The sequence below is a fragment of the Erwinia piriflorinigrans CFBP 5888 genome (assembly GCF_001050515.1).
Lineage (GTDB): Bacteria > Pseudomonadota > Gammaproteobacteria > Enterobacterales > Enterobacteriaceae > Erwinia > Erwinia piriflorinigrans.
In genome coordinates, this window is record NZ_CAHS01000013.1 from 230,921 (window position 1) to 254,125 (window position 23,205).

The 23,205-nt window shown below is 50.3% G+C and carries 23 protein-coding genes, 1 tRNA gene and 1 pseudogene; 18 read left to right on the forward strand and 7 right to left on the reverse strand.

Annotated features, from left to right (window positions below; genetic code table 11):
- The first annotated feature begins 34 nt into the window (after positions 1-34).
- The 6 genes from EPIR_RS05525 to EPIR_RS05550 all read left to right on the forward strand — a co-directional run bounded on the left by EPIR_RS05525 (position 35) and on the right by EPIR_RS05550 (position 6,650).
- On the forward strand, positions 35-2,626 hold the full coding sequence (locus EPIR_RS05525; protein ID WP_048697033.1) for a fimbrial biogenesis usher protein: 2,592 nt from the start codon (positions 35-37) through the stop codon (positions 2,624-2,626).
- A gap of 22 nt (positions 2,627-2,648) precedes the next feature.
- The gene (gene fimF / locus EPIR_RS05530; protein ID WP_023654327.1) at positions 2,649-3,173 is read left to right on the forward strand and encodes a type 1 fimbrial adaptor subunit FimF; all 525 of its coding nucleotides are present in this window, start codon (positions 2,649-2,651) and stop codon (positions 3,171-3,173) included.
- A 12-nt stretch (positions 3,174-3,185) separates the two neighbouring features.
- On the forward strand, positions 3,186-3,689 hold the full coding sequence (gene fimG, locus EPIR_RS05535; RefSeq protein ID WP_023654328.1) for a type 1 fimbrial minor subunit FimG: 504 nt from the start codon (positions 3,186-3,188) through the stop codon (positions 3,687-3,689).
- 17 nt (positions 3,690-3,706) lie between these two features.
- On the forward strand, positions 3,707-4,648 hold the full coding sequence (locus EPIR_RS05540) for a fimbrial protein (RefSeq protein WP_023654329.1): 942 nt from the start codon (positions 3,707-3,709) through the stop codon (positions 4,646-4,648).
- Between the two features lie 207 nt (positions 4,649-4,855).
- Entirely contained in the window at positions 4,856-5,563 is a 708-nt protein-coding gene (locus tag EPIR_RS05545) for a helix-turn-helix transcriptional regulator (protein ID WP_048696976.1), read from the forward strand.
- Between the two features lie 496 nt (positions 5,564-6,059).
- The gene (locus EPIR_RS05550) at positions 6,060-6,650 is read left to right on the forward strand and encodes a tyrosine-type DNA invertase (protein ID WP_023654331.1); all 591 of its coding nucleotides are present in this window, start codon (positions 6,060-6,062) and stop codon (positions 6,648-6,650) included.
- Between the two features lie 578 nt (positions 6,651-7,228).
- On the opposite strand, the gene EPIR_RS05555 is transcribed toward EPIR_RS05550, so the two are convergent.
- Positions 7,229-9,376, reverse strand: coding sequence for a glycoside hydrolase family 3 C-terminal domain-containing protein (locus EPIR_RS05555; RefSeq protein ID WP_023654332.1), 2,148 nt, complete (start codon positions 9,374-9,376; stop codon positions 7,229-7,231).
- 568 nt (positions 9,377-9,944) lie between these two features.
- Here EPIR_RS05555 and EPIR_RS19020 point away from each other — a divergent pair.
- Positions 9,945-10,205, forward strand: coding sequence for a hypothetical protein (locus tag EPIR_RS19020; RefSeq protein WP_023654333.1), 261 nt, complete (start codon positions 9,945-9,947; stop codon positions 10,203-10,205).
- Between the two features lie 119 nt (positions 10,206-10,324).
- Here EPIR_RS19020 and EPIR_RS05560 read toward each other — a convergent pair whose 3' ends face one another.
- The gene (locus tag EPIR_RS05560) at positions 10,325-10,630 is read right to left on the reverse strand and encodes a hypothetical protein (RefSeq protein ID WP_023654334.1); all 306 of its coding nucleotides are present in this window, start codon (positions 10,628-10,630) and stop codon (positions 10,325-10,327) included.
- Positions 10,631-10,834: 204 nt separating this feature from the next.
- Here EPIR_RS05560 and EPIR_RS05565 point away from each other — a divergent pair, with 204 nt between their 5' ends.
- Entirely contained in the window at positions 10,835-11,131 is a 297-nt protein-coding gene (locus tag EPIR_RS05565; protein WP_023654335.1) for a hypothetical protein, read from the forward strand.
- A gap of 33 nt (positions 11,132-11,164) precedes the next feature.
- Here the strand turns inward: EPIR_RS05565 and EPIR_RS05570 are convergent.
- A tRNA-Gly gene (locus EPIR_RS05570) sits at positions 11,165-11,238 on the reverse strand.
- A gap of 207 nt (positions 11,239-11,445) precedes the next feature.
- Here EPIR_RS05570 and ymcF point away from each other — a divergent pair.
- Positions 11,446-11,586, forward strand: a complete 141-nt coding sequence (ymcF, locus tag EPIR_RS19280; protein WP_420834757.1) for a cold shock small protein YmcF — start codon at positions 11,446-11,448, stop codon at positions 11,584-11,586.
- Positions 11,587-11,646: 60 nt separating this feature from the next.
- Here ymcF and EPIR_RS18675 read toward each other — a convergent pair whose 3' ends face one another.
- Entirely contained in the window at positions 11,647-11,745 is a 99-nt protein-coding gene (locus EPIR_RS18675) for a YoaK family small membrane protein (RefSeq protein WP_023654338.1), read from the reverse strand.
- A 114-nt stretch (positions 11,746-11,859) separates the two neighbouring features.
- Here EPIR_RS18675 and EPIR_RS05575 point away from each other — a divergent pair.
- The 9 genes and pseudogenes from EPIR_RS05575 to EPIR_RS05615 all read left to right on the forward strand — a co-directional run.
- Positions 11,860-12,006, forward strand: a pseudogene (locus tag EPIR_RS05575) (gluconate 2-dehydrogenase subunit 3 family protein); the annotation flags it as partial.
- 67 nt (positions 12,007-12,073) lie between these two features.
- The gene (locus tag EPIR_RS05580) at positions 12,074-12,505 is read left to right on the forward strand and encodes an OsmC family protein (protein WP_023654340.1); all 432 of its coding nucleotides are present in this window, start codon (positions 12,074-12,076) and stop codon (positions 12,503-12,505) included.
- A 172-nt stretch (positions 12,506-12,677) separates the two neighbouring features.
- A complete protein-coding gene (locus tag EPIR_RS05585) occupies positions 12,678-13,097 on the forward strand; it encodes an RcnB family protein (protein ID WP_023654341.1) in 420 nt (139 codons plus the stop codon).
- Positions 13,098-13,369: 272 nt separating this feature from the next.
- Entirely contained in the window at positions 13,370-13,726 is a 357-nt protein-coding gene (locus EPIR_RS05590) for a hypothetical protein (RefSeq protein ID WP_023654342.1), read from the forward strand.
- 134 nt (positions 13,727-13,860) lie between these two features.
- Positions 13,861-14,763, forward strand: coding sequence for a homocysteine S-methyltransferase family protein (locus tag EPIR_RS05595; protein WP_023654343.1), 903 nt, complete (start codon positions 13,861-13,863; stop codon positions 14,761-14,763).
- 57 nt (positions 14,764-14,820) lie between these two features.
- A complete protein-coding gene (locus EPIR_RS05600; RefSeq protein ID WP_023654344.1) occupies positions 14,821-16,365 on the forward strand; it encodes an ABC transporter substrate-binding protein in 1,545 nt (514 codons plus the stop codon).
- A gap of 6 nt (positions 16,366-16,371) precedes the next feature.
- Positions 16,372-17,361 (forward strand): ABC transporter permease, encoded by a 990-nt coding sequence (locus EPIR_RS05605; RefSeq protein ID WP_023654345.1) that lies wholly within the window; start codon positions 16,372-16,374, stop codon positions 17,359-17,361.
- Positions 17,362-17,429: 68 nt separating this feature from the next.
- Positions 17,430-18,239: an ABC transporter permease gene (locus tag EPIR_RS05610; RefSeq protein ID WP_023654346.1), complete on the forward strand. Its 810-nt coding sequence runs from the start codon at positions 17,430-17,432 to the stop codon at positions 18,237-18,239.
- 3 nt (positions 18,240-18,242) lie between these two features.
- Positions 18,243-19,844, forward strand: a complete 1,602-nt coding sequence (locus tag EPIR_RS05615) for an ABC transporter ATP-binding protein (protein WP_023654347.1) — start codon at positions 18,243-18,245, stop codon at positions 19,842-19,844.
- A 236-nt stretch (positions 19,845-20,080) separates the two neighbouring features.
- Here EPIR_RS05615 and EPIR_RS05620 read toward each other — a convergent pair whose 3' ends face one another.
- The 3 genes from EPIR_RS05620 to EPIR_RS05630 all read right to left on the reverse strand — a co-directional run bounded on the left by EPIR_RS05620 (position 20,081) and on the right by EPIR_RS05630 (position 23,051).
- Positions 20,081-21,550, reverse strand: coding sequence for a leucine-rich repeat domain-containing protein (locus tag EPIR_RS05620; RefSeq protein WP_023654348.1), 1,470 nt, complete (start codon positions 21,548-21,550; stop codon positions 20,081-20,083).
- 236 nt (positions 21,551-21,786) lie between these two features.
- On the reverse strand, positions 21,787-22,563 hold the full coding sequence (locus tag EPIR_RS05625) for an SDR family NAD(P)-dependent oxidoreductase (protein WP_023654349.1): 777 nt from the start codon (positions 22,561-22,563) through the stop codon (positions 21,787-21,789).
- Positions 22,564-22,619: 56 nt separating this feature from the next.
- A complete protein-coding gene (locus EPIR_RS05630; protein ID WP_023654350.1) occupies positions 22,620-23,051 on the reverse strand; it encodes a hypothetical protein in 432 nt (143 codons plus the stop codon).
- Positions 23,052-23,205: the final 154 nt, after the last annotated feature.

Here is a 23,205-nt window from a genome sequence, read left to right on the forward strand (position 1 = left end):
GTCATACCTGAATAATGGAGCAGGCACCGATAAAATGACAACACTCGACATCCGGGGACTGACCCTAAAAAAAACAATAGTTACGCCGCTGGCATTGCTACTGGTGTTATCAACATTTTCAGCGCGTGCAGACAACTACTTTAATCCCCGATTCTTGTCTGACGACCCGGAATCGGTCGCCGATCTGTCCGGCTTTGAGAAAGGGCTTGAAGCTCCGCCTGGCACCTATCGTGTCGACATCTATATGAATGATGGCTACATGACCACGCGGGATGTCACTTTCGAACATTCGGATGATGGGATGCGTCTGGAGCCCTGCCTGACTCGTTCCCAACTGGCGTCACTGGGGGTTAATACTTTAATCCTGCCCGATATTGCCACCATAAAGAGCACGGCATGTGTGCCATTTACGCGGCTGATTGCTGAATCATCAAGTGCATTTGACGTGGGCCGTCAGCGGCTGGATATTAGCATCCCCCAGGCATTTATGGGCAACCAGGCCCGAGGCTACATAGCCCCAGAACTTTGGGATAATGGCATCCCCGCTGGTTTGCTGAATTATAATTATACCGGTAGCGAAGTGCGCAGCAGGAATGGCGGGACGCGCAACTACTCTTACCTCAATCTGCAAAGCGGTCTCAACCTCGGCGCGTGGCGGCTGCGAGATAACTCTACCTGGAGCTACAGCAGCGGTGCAGGATATAACGAAAATCGTTGGCAGCACGTCAATACGTGGCTTGAGCGCGACATCATTGCCTGGCGCAGCCGCCTGACTATAGGTGACAGCTATACGGCGGGCGATATCTTCGAAGGTATCAACTTTCGCGGTATTCAGGTGGCTTCGGACGATAATATGCTTCCCGACAGTCAGCGTGGATTTGCCCCTGTTATTCATGGTATCGCCCGCGGTACGGCGCGCGTTTCCATTAAGCAAAATGGCTATGAAATCTACCAAACTACCGTACCGCCGGGTGCATTCACCATCGGCGACCTTTACGCGGCTGGAAACAGTGGCGACCTACAGGTGGCCGTAAAAGAGGCGGACGGTTCAGTCCAGGTATTTACGGTGCCGTTCTCGTCAGTTCCTATGCTGCAACGAGAAGGACAGGTCAAGTTCGCGTTCACGGCAGGGCAGTATCGCAGTGGGAGCGATCAACAGGACAAACCGGCATTTTTCCAGGGAACGGCCCTTTGGGGGCTGACCGATGGCTGGACAGTTTATGGCGGCACGCGTGCATCCAACGATTACCGCTCATTCAATTTCGGCTTAGGCAAAAATTTGGGATCTCTGGGCGCGATTTCGACCGATATCACCCAGGCTAACGCCACCCTTCCCGATGACAGCAGGCATCAAGGGCAATCTTTGCGTTTTCTTTACAGTAAATCACTTAACGATCTGGGAACCAATCTCCAGCTGGTGGGATATCGCTATTCAACACAAGGGTATTACTCCTTGGCTGATACCGCATGGCGCCGCATGAACGGTTACACCGTGGTCGGTGAGGATGGCATTGTCAACGTAGAGCCGAAATTAACGGATTACTACAACCTTAATTACAGTAAGCGCGGACGTCTGCAGGCAACGTTAACGCAGCAAGTCGGGCGTACATCGACGGTATACCTGACCGGTAGCCACCAAAGCTATTGGAAAACGGGGCGTTCGGATGAGCAGCTACAGATCGGATATAACAGCACGATAAAGGATATCAGCTGGGGCTTGAGTTATAGCCTTTCCAGAAACGCATGGGCCGATGGTAAAGATCAGCAGCTAGCATTCAACATGAACATCCCGTTCAGCCACTGGATGCGATCGGACACGCGTTCAGCATTTAAAAACGCCAACGCCAGCTACAACACATCAACCGACTTCAAAGGCCGTACGACAGGTACTGCGGGACTTTATGGAACGCTGCTTGAAGACAATAACCTGAGCTACAGCGTACAAACAGGTTATGCCAACGGAGGATCGGGTAGAACAGGGGCAACCGGCAATACGGCTCTTAACTACCGGGGTACATACGGTAATAGCAACATCGGTTACAGCCACAGTAGCAATTACAAACAGCTCTATTACGGTATCAGTGGCGGCGTACTGGCACATGAAGATGGTGTGACCTTTAGCCAGCCCCTCAACGACACCATGGTATTGATAAAAGCGCCAGGGGCTAAACACGTTGCCGTAGAGAATCAGACGGGCGTGCGTACAGACTGGCGAGGATATGCCGTGCTCCCTTATGCCATGGACTATCGTGAGAACCGAATAGCGCTTAACACGGACTCTTTGGCAAATAATGTCGAGCTCGATGAGGCTGTATTGAGCGTGGTGCCAACACGCGGTGCCGTTGTGCGTGCTGATTTCAAAGCACGGGTCGGATTAAAAGTCCTGATGACGCTGACTCATAACGGAAAACCCGTTCCCTTTGGCTCCATTGCATCTTACGGGGATGGGCGGTCGGGCAGTATTGTTGCCGATGGTGGTCAGGTTTATCTGACCGGGCTTTCACCCAATGGGAAAATCAAAGTGAAGTGGGGTGATGATGCCAATGAGAGCTGTACGGCTACTTACAGTCTGCCAGCAGACAGCGAGAAAAAGGCGCTGAGCTATACCTCAGCCGTGTGCCGGTGATCGGACAGGAGAAAATGAATCAATGACTAAATCCCTTTCAATCCTGTATTTACTCTCTTTTTTGGCGTGGGATACCCACGCGGCAGACAGTACGATCACGATTACAGGATATTTAAAAGACGGCGGCTGTTCAGTCGCGGTGGACTCGCAAGATTTTACCGTGGATCTGATGAGCAATGCCGCCAGGCAGCTTTATCGTCCAGGAGCGGTCACTCCCGCCGTTCCCTTCAACATTGTCCTCGATGCGTGCGGCGAATCGGTAACGGGATTGAGAGTCGGTTATACGGGGACTTCCGACAGTGATAACACCGCTCTGCTAAAACTCGATGCGGGAGATAACGCCGCGAGCGGCATGGGAATTCAGATACTGGACAAAGATCGGGGCGCTATTCCGTTAAATGCAGCTCAGGAAGCTCTCAACTGGATCACGTTGACGCCTGGCCAGTCCAACACCCTGATTTTTCATGCGCGCCTGATGGCAACACGCACCCCCGTGACGGCGGGGCTGGTGAATGCCACGGCGAACTTCACCTTAGAGTTTCAATAAGGAAATCAGGAAATGACCAGGATAAACACCGCGCTGCTGGCGGTAATTTTAATGTTCAACGGAATACTGAGTGCTCATGCGGCTGATGTCACCATTACGGTCAATGGCCGCGTCGTGGCTAAGCCCTGTACGGTATCGACGCCTTCGGCAACGGTTAATTTAGGTGACCTTTTTGCCTTCAATTTTGTGCAGGCGGGATCGGGATCTGCCTGGTATCCGGTTACGCTAAATTTGACGGATTGTCCTATAGGCACATCAAGAGTGACGGCGACCTATACCGGTATAACGGACAGCACGGGCTATTACAAAAATCAGGGGGATGCAACTCACCTCCAGCTGGAGCTACAGGACACCAGTGGTAATAACCTGAATAACGGCAAGACACAAACCGTTCAGGTTGACGACTCCGCGCAATCGGCGAGTATGCCACTTAGGGTTCGCGCGTTGTCGGTCAATGGTAATGCGGAACAAGGCAGCATCCGGGCGGTGATTAATGTCACGTATACCTATGCCTAAATATCAAGGAATTGCTCATGAAGCTTACTCGCAAAATTAAAAGCACACTTAAAAGAAAAGAGGCTGTGGCATTGTTAGCATCGTGTTCGCTGATGATGTTTTCAACAGGTGCAAACGCATTCGCTTGCAAAACCGCTGCTGGTGCAGAGATCCCAATTGGTGGGGGGAGCGAAAATGTGTATGTTGACTTAGTGCCATCCGTCGGCATTGGGCAAAACCTGGTCGTTGATCTTTCAACCCAGATCGCCTGTCGTAATGATTACCCTAACACGCACACAGACTACGTTTCTCTTTTAAAGGGCTCTGCCTACGGCGGAGCGCTGGAAAACTTCAAGGGGAGTATCAATTATTCCGGTAGCTCTTATCCTTTTCCTACCGACTCAGAAACCAAAAACATAACCTATAAGTCGAAGACCGAAACACCCTGGCCCACCAAGCTCTACCTGACGGCAATCGGGTCTGCTGCGGACGGTGTTGCGATTAAGGCAGGTACTTTAGTGGCAATATTGAATATGCATCAGACTAACAACTATGGTGAATCCAATTCATATATTTGGAACATATACGCGCTAAACTCTGTGGTTGTTCCTACCGGTGGTTGTGATGTGTCTGCACGCAATGTCACGGTGACACTTCCTGATTATCCAGCAACCGCAGAGGTCCCGTTGACCGTACATTGTGGGGAAAATCTGAAGCTGTCATATTATTTAACCGGAGCCACTGCTGATACCGCCAACACTGTTTTTTCCAACACGTCATCTTCAAATCCCGCTGAAGGTATAGGTGTTCAGCTATCAAACCGAAACGGTATTATTGCCAGTAACAAAAATGTGTCGCTAGGAACTGTCGGAACCAATCCTGTTAGCCTGGGATTAACGGCTTCCTATGCCCGTACCACAGGGCAGGTAGTGGCAGGAAATGTTCAGTCGCTGATTGGTGTCACATTCGTTTATGAATAAATGCGAACAGGTCGAGAAATAAGCGTTATTGCAGGAGTTCGTGTGTTCGACTTGTTAATAGAATATATTAACTGATGTTAATTTAATTACTCTAATTTATCGCATGGAAATCACTCCCTGCTTTAAGTCGTTAATTATTTATGGGTAATCAAAGATTATTGATATTAAGAACTGATTGTTAATAACGTCAGTTCAAAGGTGTGCCTCATGGATTTTTTAAAAGAACGAAAGAAAAAGGTTATTGTGATGGAGCCTGTGGCATTTTTGCGCCATAGCATGGTCGAGTTGCTGGTGGATTACTTTGATTCCCAAATAGATATTGTTGGCGTCACGGGAGAACTATCGGAGCTTATGCGGCTATCCATCATCCATTACCCCGTGGATATCATTCTATCCGAAGTTTTCGGTGAGTCAGAGAATTATAAAAACTGGGGAGCGTTTACCGATTTTATAGCCATCAGCTCGCCCTCTTCATTTTGTCTGATTTGGTCATCAAAGCCAGGTATTTTTATTAGCAAGTTCATTAGTTTAAATATGCAGATTCGTCCTCTACAGATTGATAAAAAAATAGAGAGAGAGCATTTTTTGCAGATTTTTTCTAATGTAATTGGTATGGAGGTGCTGTCTCCCATGCATATCAATAAGCATTCAGAATCAAAATTACCCGCATTGACCCACAGTGAAATTACGATTATTAGCGGAATTCTGGACGGATATAGCATTTCAGCACTATCAAATGAATATCGCGTTAGTCGTAAAACAGTATACACCCACAAGCGTAATGCAATGGTTAAGCTGAATCTGTCAACGACAGCAGAGCTCAGAAGCCTGTTCACGGGCGGATGCCCTGTGAGTAACGCTGAAGTGGGTTGTTTCCCCAACATCACTAACATATCTGAACCTGTATGGTTATAAGAAAAAACGACACTTATGCTACTTGTAGTCTAAGTTTATCTGGTCAGGCATACAGGCAAAGCGGGTTTCTCGAATCTGTGCACATTTTTACAGCCGATTAACGGAGAGTGGGATAGACAGAAAATCGTTTCATCCATGCGCATCAACGGTCTATTTGCGTCGGTAAAAGCTACCTTTTAATCCCCCCAGAATAATGATTTATTGTATTAGAATTATTCTTTCTTAATTGAAAAAAACGTTCAAATTTCCACCTTAAATTAGCAAACAAGGATGGCTCTGTCTTTATAGGTTTTTTATATTGGTCATTTTTTTGTGCTTACTAAAATCAAATTTATTGATTTTTACTCTGTTTTTTGGGTGGGATTTATCCTGAATAGTAGTTAATCGTTCTTATGGGTTGGTGAATTTAAGAATAATCTCATTTGTTGTTGCAATGGTTTTTCTTTCCTGGGATTATCTTAGAATGTTGAACGATTTTCATTTGGGGGTGATTTAAATGGGTAATACATTAAAAAGAAAATATCTGACGCAGGGTGAATTGCTAAATGTGATGGCTGCTGCCAGAACTGGACGCTACGCCGAGAGAGATGAGTGCTTCATTAATTTATGTTTCATTCACGGACTTAGAGTAAGTGAAATTTGTCAGCTCAGGGTATCAGATATCAATCTGGAAGATGGCGTTATTCATATCAGAAGGCTTAAAAATGGGCTGGCAACAACGCAGCCACTGCTACCCAATGAGATCATTCTATTAAAGAAATGGTTGAATGTCAGAAATTCATGGTCAGGGGGCAGTTGTTCAGAGCTGTTTTTATCTCAAAAGGGAGGGCCAATATCGCGGCAGCAGGTCTATACCCTGTTACGCAAGTACGGCCATGTGGCAGGGATCACTGTCCCCCTTCATCCCCATATGCTAAGACACTCATGTGGTTATGCATTGGCTAATAATGGTGCTGACACTCGGCTGATACAAGATTACCTGGGGCATAGAAATATCCACCATACGGTTTTATATACGGCAAGTAATTCCGCAAGGTTTGTCGGTATGTGGAAAAAAAGCTTCATTTTTGAGTTAAACGGCCAATAGAAGTCCGGGCTGGATTGAAGTGTTGCATTCACACCCCTATGTTTTTTCATGGCTACCGCTCTTTCAGATAGAATGTTTTCGCCAAAAAATATCGAGAAATCTAAACGGGAAGTAAACTAAGTCGATATATCTGCGATGTATTGAAGCCAATCCTGTCGGGTAAATGAGATGCAGATTATTTTATCGTTGTAATCTCTTGTACAGCTAATGTATTAAAGACAGATTCGCTGCGCTTTTATCGCCTGGTTGCAATGGCTAAAATTATTTAGTGCACAATAATTAGCGCTGTGAATGTAAAATAAACTGCCTCTGCAGTCACCTTGTTAAAATAAATTTCTGCCACTCCGCCGCACCAGCCAAAGTCTGCTTCAGAAACAGGTCTGCGCTGAAAAAATTTAGCCATAGCTATGATTGTCAGGCGGGAATTCAGGGCGAGAGGAAAATTCACTATAGAACGTCTGTGTTAATTCATCTTGTTTTTACTCCGGTGACCTTATCAGTGAGTGTTGATATTGCCGCTAATAATCTGTCACTGCCTGATAACAGGCGGGCACCCTTGTGCCCGCCTGTACTTTTTTTTAGTAGCCTTTAGCGGTTGCAGTCAGTTCCACTTGAGCCTGTAAAACATAATCTGTCGCATTCCTGCCGAGCAGAATGTTATAGCATCCCGCTTCAGTTACCCATTGTGCTTTCTGCGAGTTCCAGCACGAAATAACCCGGGGTTCCAGCATTAGTTCCAGCTGGCAACTCTCTCCCGGCTGTAGATAAACCCGCCTGAATGCGGCCAGACGTGCGACATAGCTGCGGCTTACCGGCTGAATATAAATCTGTGGTACATCAGCGCCGGCACGTTGACCGCTGTTGGTCACCGTCAGCGTGACATGGATATTTCCGTTATTGATGGTGGCGGACAGATCCGTATAACAAAAAGAGGTATAGCTGAGGCCATATCCAAACGGGAACAGCGGGGTCTGGCCAGTGCGAGCAAACCAGCGGTAACCCACATCAGAACCTTCCACGTTGTAATCCATGTGAATAATGCCACCTTTAAGCGGGGTGGCGGGGAGTGAGGTAGTGGTTTCGGGATCGGTCTGTTGCGGATGCGGTAGCTGCGCTTCGGCCACAGGAAAGGTGACCGGCAGCCTGCCAGATGGGTTTACCCGGCCAAACAGTACTCCGGCAATCGCCTCACCGCCCCCAGACCCCGGATACCAGGCTTCCAGCACCGCAGAGACGTTATCAAGCCACGGCATGGTGACCGGGCCGCCGGTTTCCAGCACGACGATAGTTTGGGGATTTGCTTCTGCAAGGGCCTGGATCAGCGCATTTTGTTCCCCGGGGAGTGAAAGACCCTGTGCATCAAGCGATTCTGAACGCCATTCTTCGGCAAAAACAATCACTGCGTCAGCACGATGCGCCTGGCTGACCGCTTGAGCAATATTTTCCCCATCGAGGAAGCTGACTTCTCTCGCCCCCGATTCAGCGCGGATAGCCCACAGTGGCGAAGAGGGATGAATGACTTTATCTGTCTGAATACCCATAAAATCGACGCCCGGCAGTCGCAGGCTGCCGACGGGCGTTACTGCCGATGAGCCGCCGCCCGCGAGCACACCACTATCGGCATGAGCGCCGACGACCAGTAATCTGCGTGAACCCCGTGGCAGTGGCAGCGTCTCATTTTCATTTTTCAGTAGCACAATGCCTTGTTCAGCTTCACGCTGTGCGGTGAGCCGGTGCGCCATATAATCAATGTCACCAAGCGGCTGCGGCGGCTGCTCTGGTGAACCCACGGCAAACAGGCTGCGCAGAATGCGCCGCACCATATCGTCAATGCGGCTTTGCGGCACTTCACCCGCAGCGACCGCCTGCTTCAACAGCGGGCCAAACCAAACCTTATTATCCAGGTTTGCGCCGGACTGTACGTCTAACCCGGCCAGAGCCGCTTTGGTGGTTGAATGGGTTGCGCCCCAGTCGGACATGACCCAGCCGGGATACTGCCAGTCGCCTTTAAGGACGTCATTCAACAAAAAGGAATTTTCGGATGCCCAGTCACCATTCACCAGGTTATAGCCCGGCATAACTGCTCCCGGTTGACCTATTTCAATTGCGATTTCAAAAGCAAGCAGGTCTGACTCGCGCATGGCCGCTTCTTTGAGATCTGAGCTTATTAATACGCGCCCGGTTTCCTGAGGATTGAGGGCAAAGTGTTTTACGGTTGAAACAACGTGTTTTGACTGGATACCGCGCACAGAATTTCCCGCCATCACACCCGTCAGTAGCGGATCTTCTGAAAGGTATTCGAAATTACGGCCTCCTCGTGGCTCACGTATAAGGTTGGCACCTCCTGCCAGCTGTACATTAAACCCTTTAGCAAAGGCCTCATGCCCTACCAGCTTACCGGTCAGCTCGGCCATTTCAGGGTTGAACGTTGAAGCGAGCAGCAGGCTTGAGGCAAGCGCGGTGGCGTTGTCCCCAGGTCGGACATTTCCCAACGCGGTGATACCGAGACTGGCGTCACTCTGTTGCATCGCTGGAATGCCCAGCCTGGGGATCGCCGGGTACCATGCCGCCGAGCCGATCGCCTCTGGCGGCAGCGCTTCACCGTCAAGGGGGATAGCCATCGGTGCGGATAGCCAGGAAAACTTCTCATCTTCCGTCATCGCATTCACCACGATGTCAGCTTTTTCATCAGCCGTCAGGCCATCTCTTTGCCAGTTATGTGTCATCCTTTCTCCTTATATGGCGGCGCTGTCCGATTGGATACGCCAGGCGTGCGGTGGAGGTCTCACGGCCATACGGGCCGAAAAAAACGGCGTTCGGTATCTGCTGCGGGGCCGGAATGAACCGTGATCTGTTGTCGCCAGCGCATAGTTAACATGCGCGCGCGCGTAAGGGGCATCATAAGGCCGGGTAAATTCACGGTGTTCAAAGGCTGCGATATATCCCTTTGCCAAAAATGAGTGCCCGTAGCAAAGGTAGTAAAAAATCGAAAGCGTGGCAGATACAGGGCACTTTTTATCCGGTTTTCGAAATAGGCTGGCAACTGACCCCGCTTTCCGAGCGTGCATTTCTATTCTTTTAAAAACGTTATAATGGCGAAACGAATTTATTTATAAAAATTGGTTTTTTTTAAATAAAAAAATATGTCACATGTGCCGTTAATATCATTGCGGGTGTGGCATAACTCAGAGCGGATATGCCCGCTATGCGTCAGGCTTTGGTGAAGGTTTTTCCTATCTCAGCGAGAATTAACAACGTTTTGCACCTGGGGCGCTGCTGGAAAATAATCGTAGTATGACAACATATCGCGTAAGAGTCGGGTTTCATAACCCTTCAGCCCTGACATTCAGGCAGCTTAATGAGATTTTTGAGCCGCAACATTTCTGCCGGACAGATTCATGTGGCGGGAGATTCCGTTACTTTATGGAGTATCAATATGAAACGGAGGCGAAGGATCTCTGTTCCGTATGCTGTCTGGCATACTCACAGGCCTGCAAGGTAAAAAAATGTCCGTTAGTATTGGTAGAAATTGTGGATGAAGCTGAAAATAACTAGCGTGCTATATCATCAGTTCGAGATAACGGATGGCCAATTTAATGGCCCCCGCAGAAGCGAACGACAGTGCTCTTCGCTGTCATATTTAATCTCATTCTCTTTTAAGAAAATGGAGATGTTCAGTTAGAGGTCAAAGAGCCATTCTGTTCCCGACTGTAAATCTGTGGGGTGGCGGCAAGAGGAACCCTGAAATCATTACCCTCATTAATTAAACATACGGTTCGCAAATGGCGGTTACAGATGAACCAGATTTCATCACGGTCGTTAGAAAGAATATAGTAGGCGTCAGATGTTTCTGATGGGTTGAAGCAGCCTAATGCGCGGTACGCCGTGTGACTACTGAAACCACTCTGTAAAGGAAGCGGGCGCGGGCCATTTTCCATTTCATGCACTCTCAGATATAAACCTTGTTCAAGCCACAACATAGACCACCTGCAATCGGTATAATGAATAATTATTATAGTCAATGCTGCTCATTCCGCTCGTGTTGCTAATGAATTATCTACTGTCGGCGGCGGCTATGGCGCACTGAATGTCATAACCGATAATCTCGGAGCGATCGCTATTTTAGGGGTTTTTACTGTAGTTTAGGCAGCTTCGGATAGAACAAAACGGCAGAGAAGCTAGATATGAGAAAAACAATGTTTTCGTGCCTGATATGGGCGTTGTTAAGCGCGTGCACGGCTTCGGTGGGACAGAATTTTGATGATGCCAAACTGGCTCAGATAAAAAATGACGTCACGACAAAGCAGGATCTGATCGCCTTGTTTGGTCAGCCCTCTTCTGAAACGCCTTTTCCGCAGGGGCAGAGTATTATGATGTGGACCTGGAGTCAGGCGAAGGCAATGAGTACCACGCAAGGGAGAACGCTAACCATACGTCTACTTCATGGCAAGGTAAAAAGCTACACGGCCAGCCAAAGTTGAGCGGGTTATTTGCGGATGATCCTTTAGCATTGCTGGAGCGGCCAGCGGGAATCGAACCCGCGTCATCAGCTTGGGAAGCTGAGGTAATACCATTATACGATGGCCGCATTGTGTGGCGCAGTGTAACACAGCTAATAAAAATTGCTGAACTCCGCACTGCTAAACCGCCGCGACCGTGCGGCTATCTTCCGGGCTGGCAAGCCTTGATGCCGTTCGGAAGCAAAGACCAACGTAAATAAATCTGACAGAATGTGAAAGCCGTGTTAACTTGGCCTTTCTAATTATTAAAAGTAAGCAGGTCTATCATCCAAAATATCAAATATCAGTGTCCGTCTTGTCACGGATGCCAGTTCCGCTTTTCTGTCTTCAACATTACCGCTAAGAATCCTCACGGTGCCAACTGTATTTTCTGTAAAGCTCAAATGATAGTTAGCTACAAGGCATTTGCCAGCTGATCATTAATTGCCGTCGGCTTGCTGCCGATGGTTGACTTTTTCCTCTGTTTTTCCCGCCCCTCAGCCCCCGGGCATTGCCGCGCCAGAGGCAATAAACCAGACTAAAAACACCATCGCAGCCAGAAAGATCAGCGCGGGAGCAATCGCTCTCTTATTCACGTTATGTCACCTTGTCATTGCAATAAACGCCAAGCGCAAAGTGTAACATACCCAGCAGATTGCCTGACAGGTGAGAGGGTACTTAAAGGGCAGAGTGTAGCCCAGGCGGCAGGAATGGCCGCTCCAGAACTGATGGACTATCAGCCAATCTTCTTCACCCGCGATCGGTGGCCGTTTATCTTCGCCGCCTGTGACAACCTGCTCTCCGCTGGAGGCAAAGCGCCTGGCGCGCTGGAAACCTGCGTACCGATCTTTATCGACCACCCGACCGGCACGCTTTGTCACAGCGTCTATACTGGTAGCTGATGTTAAACAAGCGGAGAGAACAATGACCATTCATAAGAAAGGACAGGCACACTGGGAAGGCAACATTAAGCAGGGTAAAGGCACGGTTTCCACCGAAAGCGGCGCACTTAGCCAGCAGCCATACGGATTTAATACGCGTTTCGAAGGCAAACCGGGCACTAACCCTGAAGAGCTGATCGGCGCGGCGCATGCTTCCTGTTTCTCGATGGCGCTTTCATTGATGCTGGGTGACGCCGGACATACGCCGGAAAGCATCGATACCACTGCCGATGTCTCACTGGACAAAGTGGATGGTGGCTTTGCCATTACCAAGGTGGCGTTACAAAGCAAGGTAAAACTGCCGGGTATTGATAAACCCACCTTTGATGAAATTATTCAACAGGCAAAAGCAGGATGCCCAATATCTAAACTGCTTAACACCGAAATCACTCTCGACTACCAGCTTGATAACTAATCCTGGTTCAGTGTGAGGGGGGCGATGGTTTAGGTAAGGAAACCGTTAAGGATGTGAAAATAACGCGCTAATCTCCCTGATTTCGGATTTGAAGAGATAGGGAAGTGTTGTGCTATCCCCGATAGTGACGTGACGGCAGTTTGCAGGCCGTGGACTAAATGAGGATATCAAGATGAAAAAAACAACACTTGCAGTCATGATTAGCGTTTTCACAGCAAGCAGTTTCTTTATTAACCTGTCGCATGCGCAAGGTCCGGGCGATGGCCCGGACAGGTCGTGGCACCAGCAGGAGGGTGGACACGATAATCGTGGTGACGATCGCCACTTCCACAATCGCGGTCATGATGACCGGGCAGGCCGCAGTGAGCGTAATCATTTCACCTGGCGAGGTGATGATTTTCGCCGTGGGCATGCCGTTGCCCCGCGCTATCGCGGCGACGACTACCGCGTTAATGACTGGCGCGATCGTGGGTTGGATATGCCTCCACGCGGCGCTCACTGGGCTTACATTGACGGCAATTATGTGCTGATTGCGGCAGCCACTGGTGTGGTTACTGCAATCATTGTCGGCAGCCTGTTAGGCCAGCACTAAACTCCCCCTCTACCCCCCCCTCTGCCGGTGGCTTCCGCCACCGGCATTTCTCTTTTCTCAATCGCCTAATCACGCTAAACAGATCAACTTAATCGTTCAATTATTATTTTTTTCAGCCAGTTATTTTGCATTCCGTTACATCTTATTTATTCGGCACAGGCCGCAAAATATCGCCTGTATCTGGCTTGTTAACCCGACATTCTCTCAATTATGATGAGTCACGCCGAACTGAATGAATAGAGTGCAAATATAAACCTGACTAAGGATAGAACATGGAAAATCGCATGGATAAACTGGAAGGGCATGTTGGCCTGTTACAGGCCGATGTGGGGATGTTAAAAACAGATGTAGGGATGCTCAAAGTCGATGTCGACCGGTTGAAAGATGATGTTGGCACGCTGAAAGAAGACGTCGGTAAGCTGAAGGATGATGTCGGCGTCCTGAAGATTGACGTGGGGGTAATCAAGTCTAATTATGCGACCAAAGAAGATTTCTTCCGCCTTGACAGTAAAATGGAGAGCCTGCGTAGCGAGATTCACCAGTCTCTGGCCGCACAAACCAAGTGGTTTGCCACATCGCAGTTAGGATTACTTGCCCTGGGGCTTGGCTTGGCGAAACTCCTCTTCTGATCCCAGCAGATCGCCTCCACTCATTTCGCCCGCACGAAAAACAATCCAGCATTAAACCTTATGGACGTCTGGACATGTAGCCATCAACTTATGTAGCATGGCGGCATCAGACTTTTCTTTAAGGGAACAGACCAATGACGCAGCAGATTAAGATCCTGGATGGGGGAATGGGGCGTGAACTGGCCAGAGTGGGTGCCCCTTTCCGTCAGCCAGAGTGGTCGGCGCTGGCTCTGTATGAGGCTCCGCAACGGGTACGCGAAGTTCACGATTGCTTTATCTCTGCCGGGGCTGACATCATCACCACCAACAGCTATGCCATCGTTCCCTTCCACATCGGCGAAGCGCGTTTTAACGCTGATGCTGAACGCTTGTCGACACTGGCAGGTCAGCTGGCGCGCCAGGCCGCCGAAGCTACCGGGCATCCGGTGCAGGTGGCGGGTAGCCTGCCGCCCGCTTTAGGCTCATATCGGCCCGATCTGTTTGATGCTCAGGAGGCGCTGAAGATCTATCAGGTACTGGTGGCGGCGCAGGCTCCTTATGTTGACATCTGGCTCGGTGAAACCATTAGCTCACTGGCCGAAGCGCGGGCAATCCACCAGGCGGTAGCAAACCAGCCTCATCCATTATGGCTCTCTTTCAGCCTGCAGGATGATCCTGACCAGACACGACAAGACAGCACGCTGCGTTCGGGTGAAAGTGTCTCTGATGCTGTTGCGCTGGCGGTAGAGACAGGCGCGGCTAATATTCTGTTTAACTGTAGCAGCCCGGAAGTGATCCTATCGGCGGTGCAGCAAGCGGCTGCCACTCTGCGTCACCTCGGCTCTGAGGCCGGGATTGGTGTCTACGCCAACGCATTTGAGCACCACAGCAATGATGGTGGTGCCAATGAAGGACTGAGCGGCTTACGTCAGGATACCCACCCGGAAGGCTATTTACGCTGGGCGCAAGAGTGGGTGGCGGCAGGCGCGACTCTGATCGGCGGCTGTTGCGGCATTGGCCCTGAACATATCCAGCGCCTGGCAAGTACATTAAAATAAACGCCCATTCCTCAACCGCGCAGCGGAAAAAAAATAAAAACAGGGAAACACAACGTCATGAATCGTCGCAATTTTATCAAAACTACCGGTGCACTTTCGGTTGCCGCTGCCTGCGGCGGCTGGCCTTTATCCTCACTGTGGGCGGCTGAAGCCGCACCGGAGACCGCCAAAAAGGGCGGTCACCTGATCGTTGGCATCGATAATGCGTCCAGTACCGATCGCCTGGACCCGGCATTTTGGTTTGAATCCTATATGTACTTCGTCGGTTCGCAGCTGTTTAACTGCCTGGTCGAGGTGGACGAACAGGGCAAGATTATCCCTTCGCTGGCGGAAAGCTGGGAAGCTCATGACGGCAGTAAAACCTGGCTGGTAAATATTCGTCAGGGCGTACAGTTCCATGATGGCCGTACTCTGAGTGCGAAGGATGTGGTTTATTCGCTTAATCATCATCGCGATGAGAAATCCAGCTCTTCGGTCAAAGGCTATCTGGAGCCAGTGATATCTCTGGAAGCGACGACGCCAAATCAGGTGACCATCAAGCTGAAAGAGCCAAATGTTGAGTTTATCGCGCTGCTTAGCGATGTTCATTTCGCGATTACTGCCGAAAACGAGAGCTTTGACAAAGGTATTGGTACTGGTGCTTTTATTCTTGAAAACTTCAAGCCCGGCGTGCGTACGCTGGTGAAGCGCAACCCGAATCACTGGAACCCGGCGCGTGGTCATGTTGACTCTGTTGAAACGCTGGCAATGAACGACTCCACGGCACGCGTTGCGGCATTGGCCAGCGGTTCCGCGCACCTGATTAACCGCGTCAACCCGCGTATTGTCGATCGTCTGAAAAAGATGCCGACCATTCAATTGCTGCGCTCGCGCGACAGTCAGATCTTTACCTTCCCAGGCTTAGCCACAGCGGCACCCTTTAACATCCTGGACGGTCGCCTGGCGCTGAAATATGCTATCGACCGTCAGCAGATTATCAGTACCGTCCTCAGCGGCTACGGTAGTGTGGCCAATGACAATCCGATTTTCCCATCGAGTCCGTACTTTGCTAAGGATATTCCGCAGCGTCCCTATGACCCGGATAAAGCCAAATTCCACTGGCAGAAAAGCGGCTTTGATGGACCCCTGGTACTGTCGGTCGCCGAAGCCGGTTTCCCTGGCGCGGTTGATGCAGGCCAGCTATATCAAAACTCCGCCGCCCGTGCTGGTATTCCGCTACAGGTGGAGCGCGTGCCGGATGATGCTTTCTGGGACAACGTCTGGATGAAGAAGCCCTTTGTCTCTTCCAACTGGGCACTTCGCCCAACGGCAGATGCGCTGCTGTCGCTGGTATTCACCAGTAACGCTCCGTGGAATGAGTCACAGTGGAAAGAGCCAGCGTTCGATCAGCTGGTCAAAGCGGCGCGCGCTGAACAGGATGAGCAGAAACGCCACCAGATATACCACGATATTCAGGTGATGCTGGTGGAGCAGGGCAGCGAAATCATCCCGCTGTATGCCGATGCGCTGGATGCAGCCAGCAGTAAAATTCGTGGGTTCGTTGCCATTCCGGGCTTCACAATGAGTGGTAACCGCGCAGCGGAAAAAGTGTGGTTTGCATAATCCCCCATGAGTCTATTTCGGGAACGTAGGGGGAAAGAAGACTTTCCCCTGTTAAAATTGATCGGTCTGCGTCTGCTGGCTGGGCTGGCTATGCTGCTGGTGGTCTCAATGCTTATTTTTATCGGCATTCAGCTGCTGCCGGGTAACGCGGCAACCGCCATTCTGGGGCAAACGGCAACGCCGCAGGCGGTGGCGGCGCTAAATCAACAGCTGGGGTTGGATCAGCCAGCGCTCAGCCGCTACATTGCCTGGCTGGCTGGCGTCCTACACGGCGATTTTGGACAGAGTTTCACCAGCCGTGAAGCGATTGCCCCGGTGCTGATCGACCGGCTGACTAACACGCTGTCGCTGGCCTTTTTTACCGCAATCGTCGCGGTGCCGCTGGCGCTGGTGATTGGTTTTATCTCCGCACGTTATCACGGCAGCTGGATCGATCGGCTGCTCAACCTGTTTACACGCGCCGCCGTCTCCTTACCGGAATTCTTCTCCGGTTATTTGCTGATCCTGATTTTCTCCATCACGCTATTTTGGCTACCCAGCAACAGCAGTATCTCTGACGATATGCCGCTCGGCGATCGACTACAGGCCGTTGCCCTGCCTTGTATAACGCTGATTCTGGCGATTCTTGGACACATGAGCAATATGACACGCGCGGCGCTAGTCAGCGCGCAGAATGCTGCCTGGGTCGATACTGCTTTAATGAAAGGGCTGTCGCCCTCAGCGATCCTGTTCCGACATGTGCTGCCCAACGCCTGGGGGCCGATTATCAACGTGATTGTCCTCAACCTGGCCTGGCTGATGGTGGGGGTGGTCATTGTCGAAAACGTCTTCGTTTATCCCGGTCTGGGCCAATATATGGTGGACAGCATCAGTAAACGCGATATTCCGGTGATCCAGGATTGCGCGTTGCTGCTGGCAGGTATCTATATCCTGCTAAACCTTCTGGCAGATGTGGTAGCCCTGTTGGCTAACCCACGTCTGCGTCACGGCCGCTAACTGGCGGTGTGGTTTTTTATCCCTGGGCCTGACACAGGCCGCCGGGATGTTACCAGGAATTGTCGTGGATGTTGAGAGTAAAACTTGCCGTACTCCCCGGAGCCATCGGACTGAGTCTGTTTATTTTAGTGGCACTGTTGGCCCCGTGGCTGGCACCCTGGGCACCTGACCAGGTGGTCGGCAGCGCCTGGAGCGGGATGACGCCGCAAAACTGGCTGGGGACGGATAATCTTGGCCGCGACCTGCTTTCCCGGTTGATCTGGGGCACCCGTACCTCGCTGAGCGTGAGCGCCCTGGCGACGTTGCTGGCTTTTGCCATCGGTATTTTTCTGGGTTTTTTGGCCGGTTACGCCCGTGGATGGGTCGACACGCTGATCTCGCGCGTCAACGATATTTTTATGGCAATCCCAACGTTGATCCTCGCTTTAGTGATTCTGGCAATGCTACCGAAAACCATGCCGGTAATTATTGCCGTGCTGGGTATTCTGGAATCAACCCGTGTGCTGCGCGTTGCACGCTCTCTGGCGCTGGATATTGCGGCACAGGAGTTTATTGAAGTGGCTCGCCTGCGTGGGGAACGGCTAGGCTGGGTTTTGTGGCGCGAGATCCTGCCGAATGCGTTCACCACGCTGGTCGCGGAATTCGCCTTACGCTTTATCTTTATCCTGCTGTTTTTGTCGGCGCTTTCGTTCCTGGGGCTGGGGATCCAGCCGCCTACCGCCGACTGGGGCGGCCTGGCGCGAGATAACAAAGACGGCATTCTGTTTGGCGTATGGGCGTCTCTGATCCCCGGCGCGGCAATTGCTCTGCTGGCGCTGGCGTTAAACAGCGTGGCCGACTCGCTGTTAAGCCAGCATACCCGTAGCTGGCAGGAGTAAAATATGAGCGATAAACCGTTGTTAAGCGTGGAAAATCTGCGGGTGACGGCAGGCAGCGCGGTATTGGTCGATGATATCTCTTTTACCCTGCGTAAGGGCGAGGTACTGGGGCTGATTGGTGAATCTGGTGCGGGGAAATCCACTATAGGCCAGGCGATCCTCGGTCATTGTCGACACGGTATGACGTTGAGCGGCGGGCAGATCCGCCTTTCCGGGCGCGAACTAACCGCGCTGTCAGAGCGACAGTGGCGCAAGGTTCGCGGCGCGAAAATTGCCTATGTGGCGCAGTCAGCCAGTGCGGCGTTTAATCCGGCAAAAAAAATCGGTGAACAGGTCATAGAGAGTGCCGTCCGCCACCGATTACTGGGACGCCGTGAGGCAATCCGCCGCGCTATTGAGATTTTTTCCCAGCTACAGCTGCCACAGCCGGAGGGTTTTTTCCACCGTTATCCGCATCAGGTTTCGGGCGGGCAGCTCCAGCGCGCCATGATTGCTATGGCGATTTGCGCCGGGCCAGAACTGATAATTTTCGATGAGCCTACCACCGCCCTGGATGTTACAACCCAGCTGGAAGTTTTGAAGGCTATCCAGCAGGTTATCAAACAAACGGGCGTTGCCGCGCTATATATTAGCCACGATCTGGCGGTTGTCGCCCAGCTGAGTCAACGCATTATGGTATTGCGCCGTGGGCGACAGGTGGAAACAGGCACCACGGAGGCGCTGCTGGGACAGCCGCAGCAGGATTACACCCGCGAACTGCTGCACAGCCATGGTAAACCCCATCAGCCACGCAGTGCCACGCCACCATTACTGACCGCCCGGCAGGTCAGCGTTGAGTATCATGGCGATACGGTGCTGAATACGGTCTCTATGAGCATTGGTCGTGGGCGAACGCTGGCATTGATCGGTGAGTCCGGCGCAGGAAAATCAACGCTCGGGCGTGCGGTATGTGGTCTGGTTGCCCCATCTCATGGAGAAATCCATTTTAACGATCGGCCGCTGCCCGCCCTGCTGCGTCAGCGCACGCGCCAGCAGCTGCAAAGAGTGCAGCTGATCCATCAGCATCCCGATACCGCGCTCAATCCGCGTTTGACCATCCGTCTACAAATTGAGCGGGCGATGGTGTGTCTGACCGGGCTCTCCGCATCACAGCGGCAGGCACGTGTTGATGAGCTGCTGGTGAAGGTAGGGCTTTCACCGCTGCTCGCCGACCGCTATCCTCACGCGCTGTCTGGTGGCCAGAAACAGCGTGTCTGTATTGCCCGTGCGCTGGCGGTGGAGCCGGAGCTGATCGTTTGTGATGAGCCAACCTCTGCGCTCGATCCGCTGGTTGGGCGTGAGGTGCTTATCCTGCTGAAAAAATTACAGCAGGAAACCGGTGTTTCTCTGCTGTTTATCACTCACGATCTGCATGTCGTAAAGGCAGTTGCGGATGAGGTGATGGTATTGCGTCATGGGAACGTGGTGCGGCAAGGGGGGCTGGAGCAGGTGTTCAGCGCTCCGCTTGATGATTACACCGCGCGGTTACTGACATCGGTGCCGCAAATGCGGCCCGGCTGGTTACAAGAAGTCAGTACTGACGATGTATTAACGCCATTAATTTAGGAAGCTGGAGCACAGGGTAAGGATGTGCGCTCTGTTTTTCCTGTTTTCGAGCGGTGTATTCTGTCAGTGAGGAAAAAGCAGGCGTGTTAAGCCCTTTGATGGCAATGGATTGTCGGGTAACACCCTGTTACCCGACGGGTTTTAATGCAAGCCGTTTGAAATATGGCTGTTTTCCAATAGCATGAGTCTTATGCTAAAGCGTCAAAATCGTTGTCACCATTGGCAAACATTCACTTTTATTTATTGACGGTTTGAGTGATTGTCCCACTGAATGCCGGGGTTGTACCCGTGTCCTCTTGCCATGAGAAAGTCAGTTGATTCTCGCCGCTATTCGCCCAAACCAGATTCTGCTTATCCCCTTCGGCGGTGATACTGCCCTCTGTCAACCACTCAATATTGTCAACGCGTTGTGAATTCCTGCCCTTCAGCTGAATTTCCGTTTTTTCACCCAGCGCGACATCGCCAAGACTGATTGTCTGATTAATTGCGGAATAGGTAGAAATATTGTCACCCATTTGACTGATATTGGAGATGTGGTTGCTCATTAAAGCAAATTGCTTAAGAGCAGGGAAATGAGAGATAAAATCGATATTGGTGAGTTTGCAATTAGCAACGGCCAGAAGGCTAAGCTGATTCTGAACACCAATATCATTAATTTGTTCATCAGTCATGTCGGTATGGTTACAATACAGCGCTACGATTTTCTTCAACGATGAAATTGGGGAGAAATCCGAGATGCCAGTACATCCCTGTAGAACTAAACGTACCAGTTTTGTTGCTACGCTAATGCCATCAATATCAGTCAATTTAGTGTTGTCGATTAAACTTAATGATTGTAGCGCGGGCAGGTTAGTGACTTTATTAAAAGAGGTTAGCTTATTGTAGTCCAGGCTAACTTGCATCAGTGAAGGTAAGTCATGCAGTTCGACATCAGTAACTTGACTATTATCCAGCTGCAGGAGGTAGATCTGCTTATGGCCTGAGATTACCACTTTTTCGATTTGATTGTAGCTGGCATACACATGTGAAACATTATCCAACTTATTCAACCAGTCCAGCGATGTTAGCTTATTATTATCAATCCACAGTCTTTTCAAACCTGTCAGGTTTCTCACGTTTTTCAGGGATTTTATACGATTATTCATCGCCCAAATACCGATCAGACTGCTGCTGCCTAACTCATCAATATTTGTCAGATTATTATTTTGAACCTGGAGTTGAACCAGTTTTTTCATTCCTGACATAAATGAGATAGAGTCCAGCTGGCACGAGTTCAGCCAGAGAATGACCATGTCGGAATATTTTTCCAGCTGGGTAAACTCTTTAGCACTATATTGATTGCCAGACAGATCAAGTTCAGTGAGATGTTCCAGCTTAAGGATTTCCTCCATTTTTAGGTCGGGGTTATAGGCAAAACCAACGCTATAAAGTTGGTTGAGATTCCTCAGGGGATCAAGAGAGGTTATTTTATTTCCCGTTAGCGTTACTAATTGCAGGTTTTCTGCATATTCAAGACCGGATAAGTCTGAGATATTTTTTTCCAAAGCTCTGAAATGAGTCAGTTTCAATATATTGAGAGCGGTAATGTTTTCATTGCTCCCCAATTTCAATGAATCCTTGATGGCAGTTTCAAGGTTTTTATCATTAAATTCGATTTTCTGTTCTGTGCTTAAAAGAAATGCAGGGTTTTTAGTATGTTCTGACATGAGTAATTCCTTATATATTATGATGGTTTTTCCTAAGCGAGGTGTGATTTCACCTCCCATTAAATATATAAGGGGTAAGATGATGGGAACAAGTCATATTTTCAGGTAAAGACATCAGAATATATTTCTGACGCGTTAATTTCTTATGTTATTTTCTATATTAAACCGATTTATCAGAAATGATATACGATTATTTGGAATATGATGTTGGCACCACAACCAGCGGTGCCTGACGATCAGAATGGCGTTTCTACCACGCCGCCGTCTACGCGTAACGCCGCGCCGGAGGTGGCAGAAGAGAGGGGAGAGCAGACATAGACCACCATGTTACTGACTTCTTCAACGCTGGCGGCGCGTTGGATCACTGAGGAGGGTCGGTTGGCTTTGACAAACTCGACGCCGAGGTCTTCGAGCTTTTCGCCCTCTGCCAACCTTTGTTTGACGTTATCGGCAAAGCCGTCAGAAAGCGTGGGTCCCGGTAGTACGGCATTCACCGTTACGCCGGTTCCCGCTGCGGATTTCGCCAGCCCGCGTGACAGTGCCAACAGGGCGGTTTTACTCACGCCGTAATGGATCATATCTGCCGGAATATTGATGGCAGATTCGGAAGAGAGAAACACCACCCGCCCCCAGGCAGATTTGATCATCTGCGGCATATACGCGCGACTGAGTCGCACTCCCGACATCACATTAACATCCCAGATTTTTTGCCACAGCTCATCATCCGTCTCAAAGAAGTCACCGCCGGGAAAGATACCGACGTTGTTGACCAGGATATCGCACTGCGGCTCTGCTTTCAGCAAGGCTTTACAACCTGCATCCGTTGCCAGGTCAAATGCGTAACCGCGTGCATCGCCACCGAGTTCTGCGATTAGTCCATCAACCTGCTGTTGGTTACGCCCAGTGATGACTACCGTTGCACCGGCTGCGGTCAATCCCTGGGCGATACCTTTACCGATACCTTTGGTTGAGCCAGTTACGATGGCCGTTTTGCCATGAAGATCGATCTGCATTTTTTTCTCCTGTTTTTACTTAAGCAGGATAAGTGTAGACAGGATCTCGCTGCGGGTTATCTCAAAGGTGGAAGTAACCGACGCTGGTTTGAGTCGCTTGCTGATGTTACAGGGCAGATGAAAGTAATAGCCTGGTCGCCGGGGGCGTTAATGATGCTGAACTGATGCCCGGAGATACGTTGTACCAGCCAACCATCACGAGTTACCGCCGAAGGGATATACAACTGGCGATCGTTAGAATGTAGGGGACCGCTGTCGAGTTCCAGTGACGGCATAAAAATTGAAAAGGCGTTGAAGCGGTCAACCACTCTTGCCTGGAGCGTTCCCAATGGTTGGCCACTCAATGTCCTAACCTCGCCGAAGCATTTTTCACCCCGCTGGTCGGAGGAACAGGCGCTGAGCAGCAATGTCAGAATAGCCAGCAGCAGCCGCTGGATAGCAGGACGAGAGAAGCGATAGGGCATTGGCCAAAGTCCTGAACAGCGCATAGCACATCCTGTAGGGTTAAATTCGGTTGAGTATAGCTTATCGTCGTCATGCATTTTGCATAGCAGCCGTTCATTCCCTAACCCTATTATTTTCATGGGTATAACAATAACTGAATCAATTCAGCTAATTTGTTAACACGAGTTCGCAAGCTCA

Coding starts and splice junctions, on each gene's coding strand:
- fimG (WP_023654328.1), top strand. CDS start 3,186: ATGACCAGGATAAACACCGCGCTGCTGGCGGTAATTTTAATGTTCAAC.
- EPIR_RS05630 (WP_023654350.1), bottom strand. CDS start 23,051: ATGCGCTGTTCAGGACTTTGGCCAATGCCCTATCGCTTCTCTCGTCCT.
- EPIR_RS05625 (WP_023654349.1), bottom strand. CDS start 22,563: ATGCAGATCGATCTTCATGGCAAAACGGCCATCGTAACTGGCTCAACC.
- EPIR_RS19020 (WP_023654333.1), top strand. CDS start 9,945: ATGACAACATATCGCGTAAGAGTCGGGTTTCATAACCCTTCAGCCCTG.
- EPIR_RS05555 (WP_023654332.1), bottom strand. CDS start 9,376: ATGACACATAACTGGCAAAGAGATGGCCTGACGGCTGATGAAAAAGCT.
- EPIR_RS05550 (WP_023654331.1), top strand. CDS start 6,060: ATGGGTAATACATTAAAAAGAAAATATCTGACGCAGGGTGAATTGCTA.
- EPIR_RS05615 (WP_023654347.1), top strand. CDS start 18,243: ATGAGCGATAAACCGTTGTTAAGCGTGGAAAATCTGCGGGTGACGGCA.
- EPIR_RS05580 (WP_023654340.1), top strand. CDS start 12,074: ATGACCATTCATAAGAAAGGACAGGCACACTGGGAAGGCAACATTAAG.
- EPIR_RS05605 (WP_023654345.1), top strand. CDS start 16,372: ATGAGTCTATTTCGGGAACGTAGGGGGAAAGAAGACTTTCCCCTGTTA.
- EPIR_RS05565 (WP_023654335.1), top strand. CDS start 10,835: ATGAGAAAAACAATGTTTTCGTGCCTGATATGGGCGTTGTTAAGCGCG.
- EPIR_RS05595 (WP_023654343.1), top strand. CDS start 13,861: ATGACGCAGCAGATTAAGATCCTGGATGGGGGAATGGGGCGTGAACTG.
- EPIR_RS05620 (WP_023654348.1), bottom strand. CDS start 21,550: ATGTCAGAACATACTAAAAACCCTGCATTTCTTTTAAGCACAGAACAG.
- EPIR_RS05600 (WP_023654344.1), top strand. CDS start 14,821: ATGAATCGTCGCAATTTTATCAAAACTACCGGTGCACTTTCGGTTGCC.
- EPIR_RS05540 (WP_023654329.1), top strand. CDS start 3,707: ATGAAGCTTACTCGCAAAATTAAAAGCACACTTAAAAGAAAAGAGGCT.
- EPIR_RS05610 (WP_023654346.1), top strand. CDS start 17,430: ATGTTGAGAGTAAAACTTGCCGTACTCCCCGGAGCCATCGGACTGAGT.
- EPIR_RS05545 (WP_048696976.1), top strand. CDS start 4,856: ATGGATTTTTTAAAAGAACGAAAGAAAAAGGTTATTGTGATGGAGCCT.
- EPIR_RS05585 (WP_023654341.1), top strand. CDS start 12,678: ATGAAAAAAACAACACTTGCAGTCATGATTAGCGTTTTCACAGCAAGC.
- EPIR_RS05525 (WP_048697033.1), top strand. CDS start 35: ATGACAACACTCGACATCCGGGGACTGACCCTAAAAAAAACAATAGTT.
- fimF (WP_023654327.1), top strand. CDS start 2,649: ATGACTAAATCCCTTTCAATCCTGTATTTACTCTCTTTTTTGGCGTGG.
- EPIR_RS05590 (WP_023654342.1), top strand. CDS start 13,370: ATGGAAAATCGCATGGATAAACTGGAAGGGCATGTTGGCCTGTTACAG.
- EPIR_RS05560 (WP_023654334.1), bottom strand. CDS start 10,630: ATGTTGTGGCTTGAACAAGGTTTATATCTGAGAGTGCATGAAATGGAA.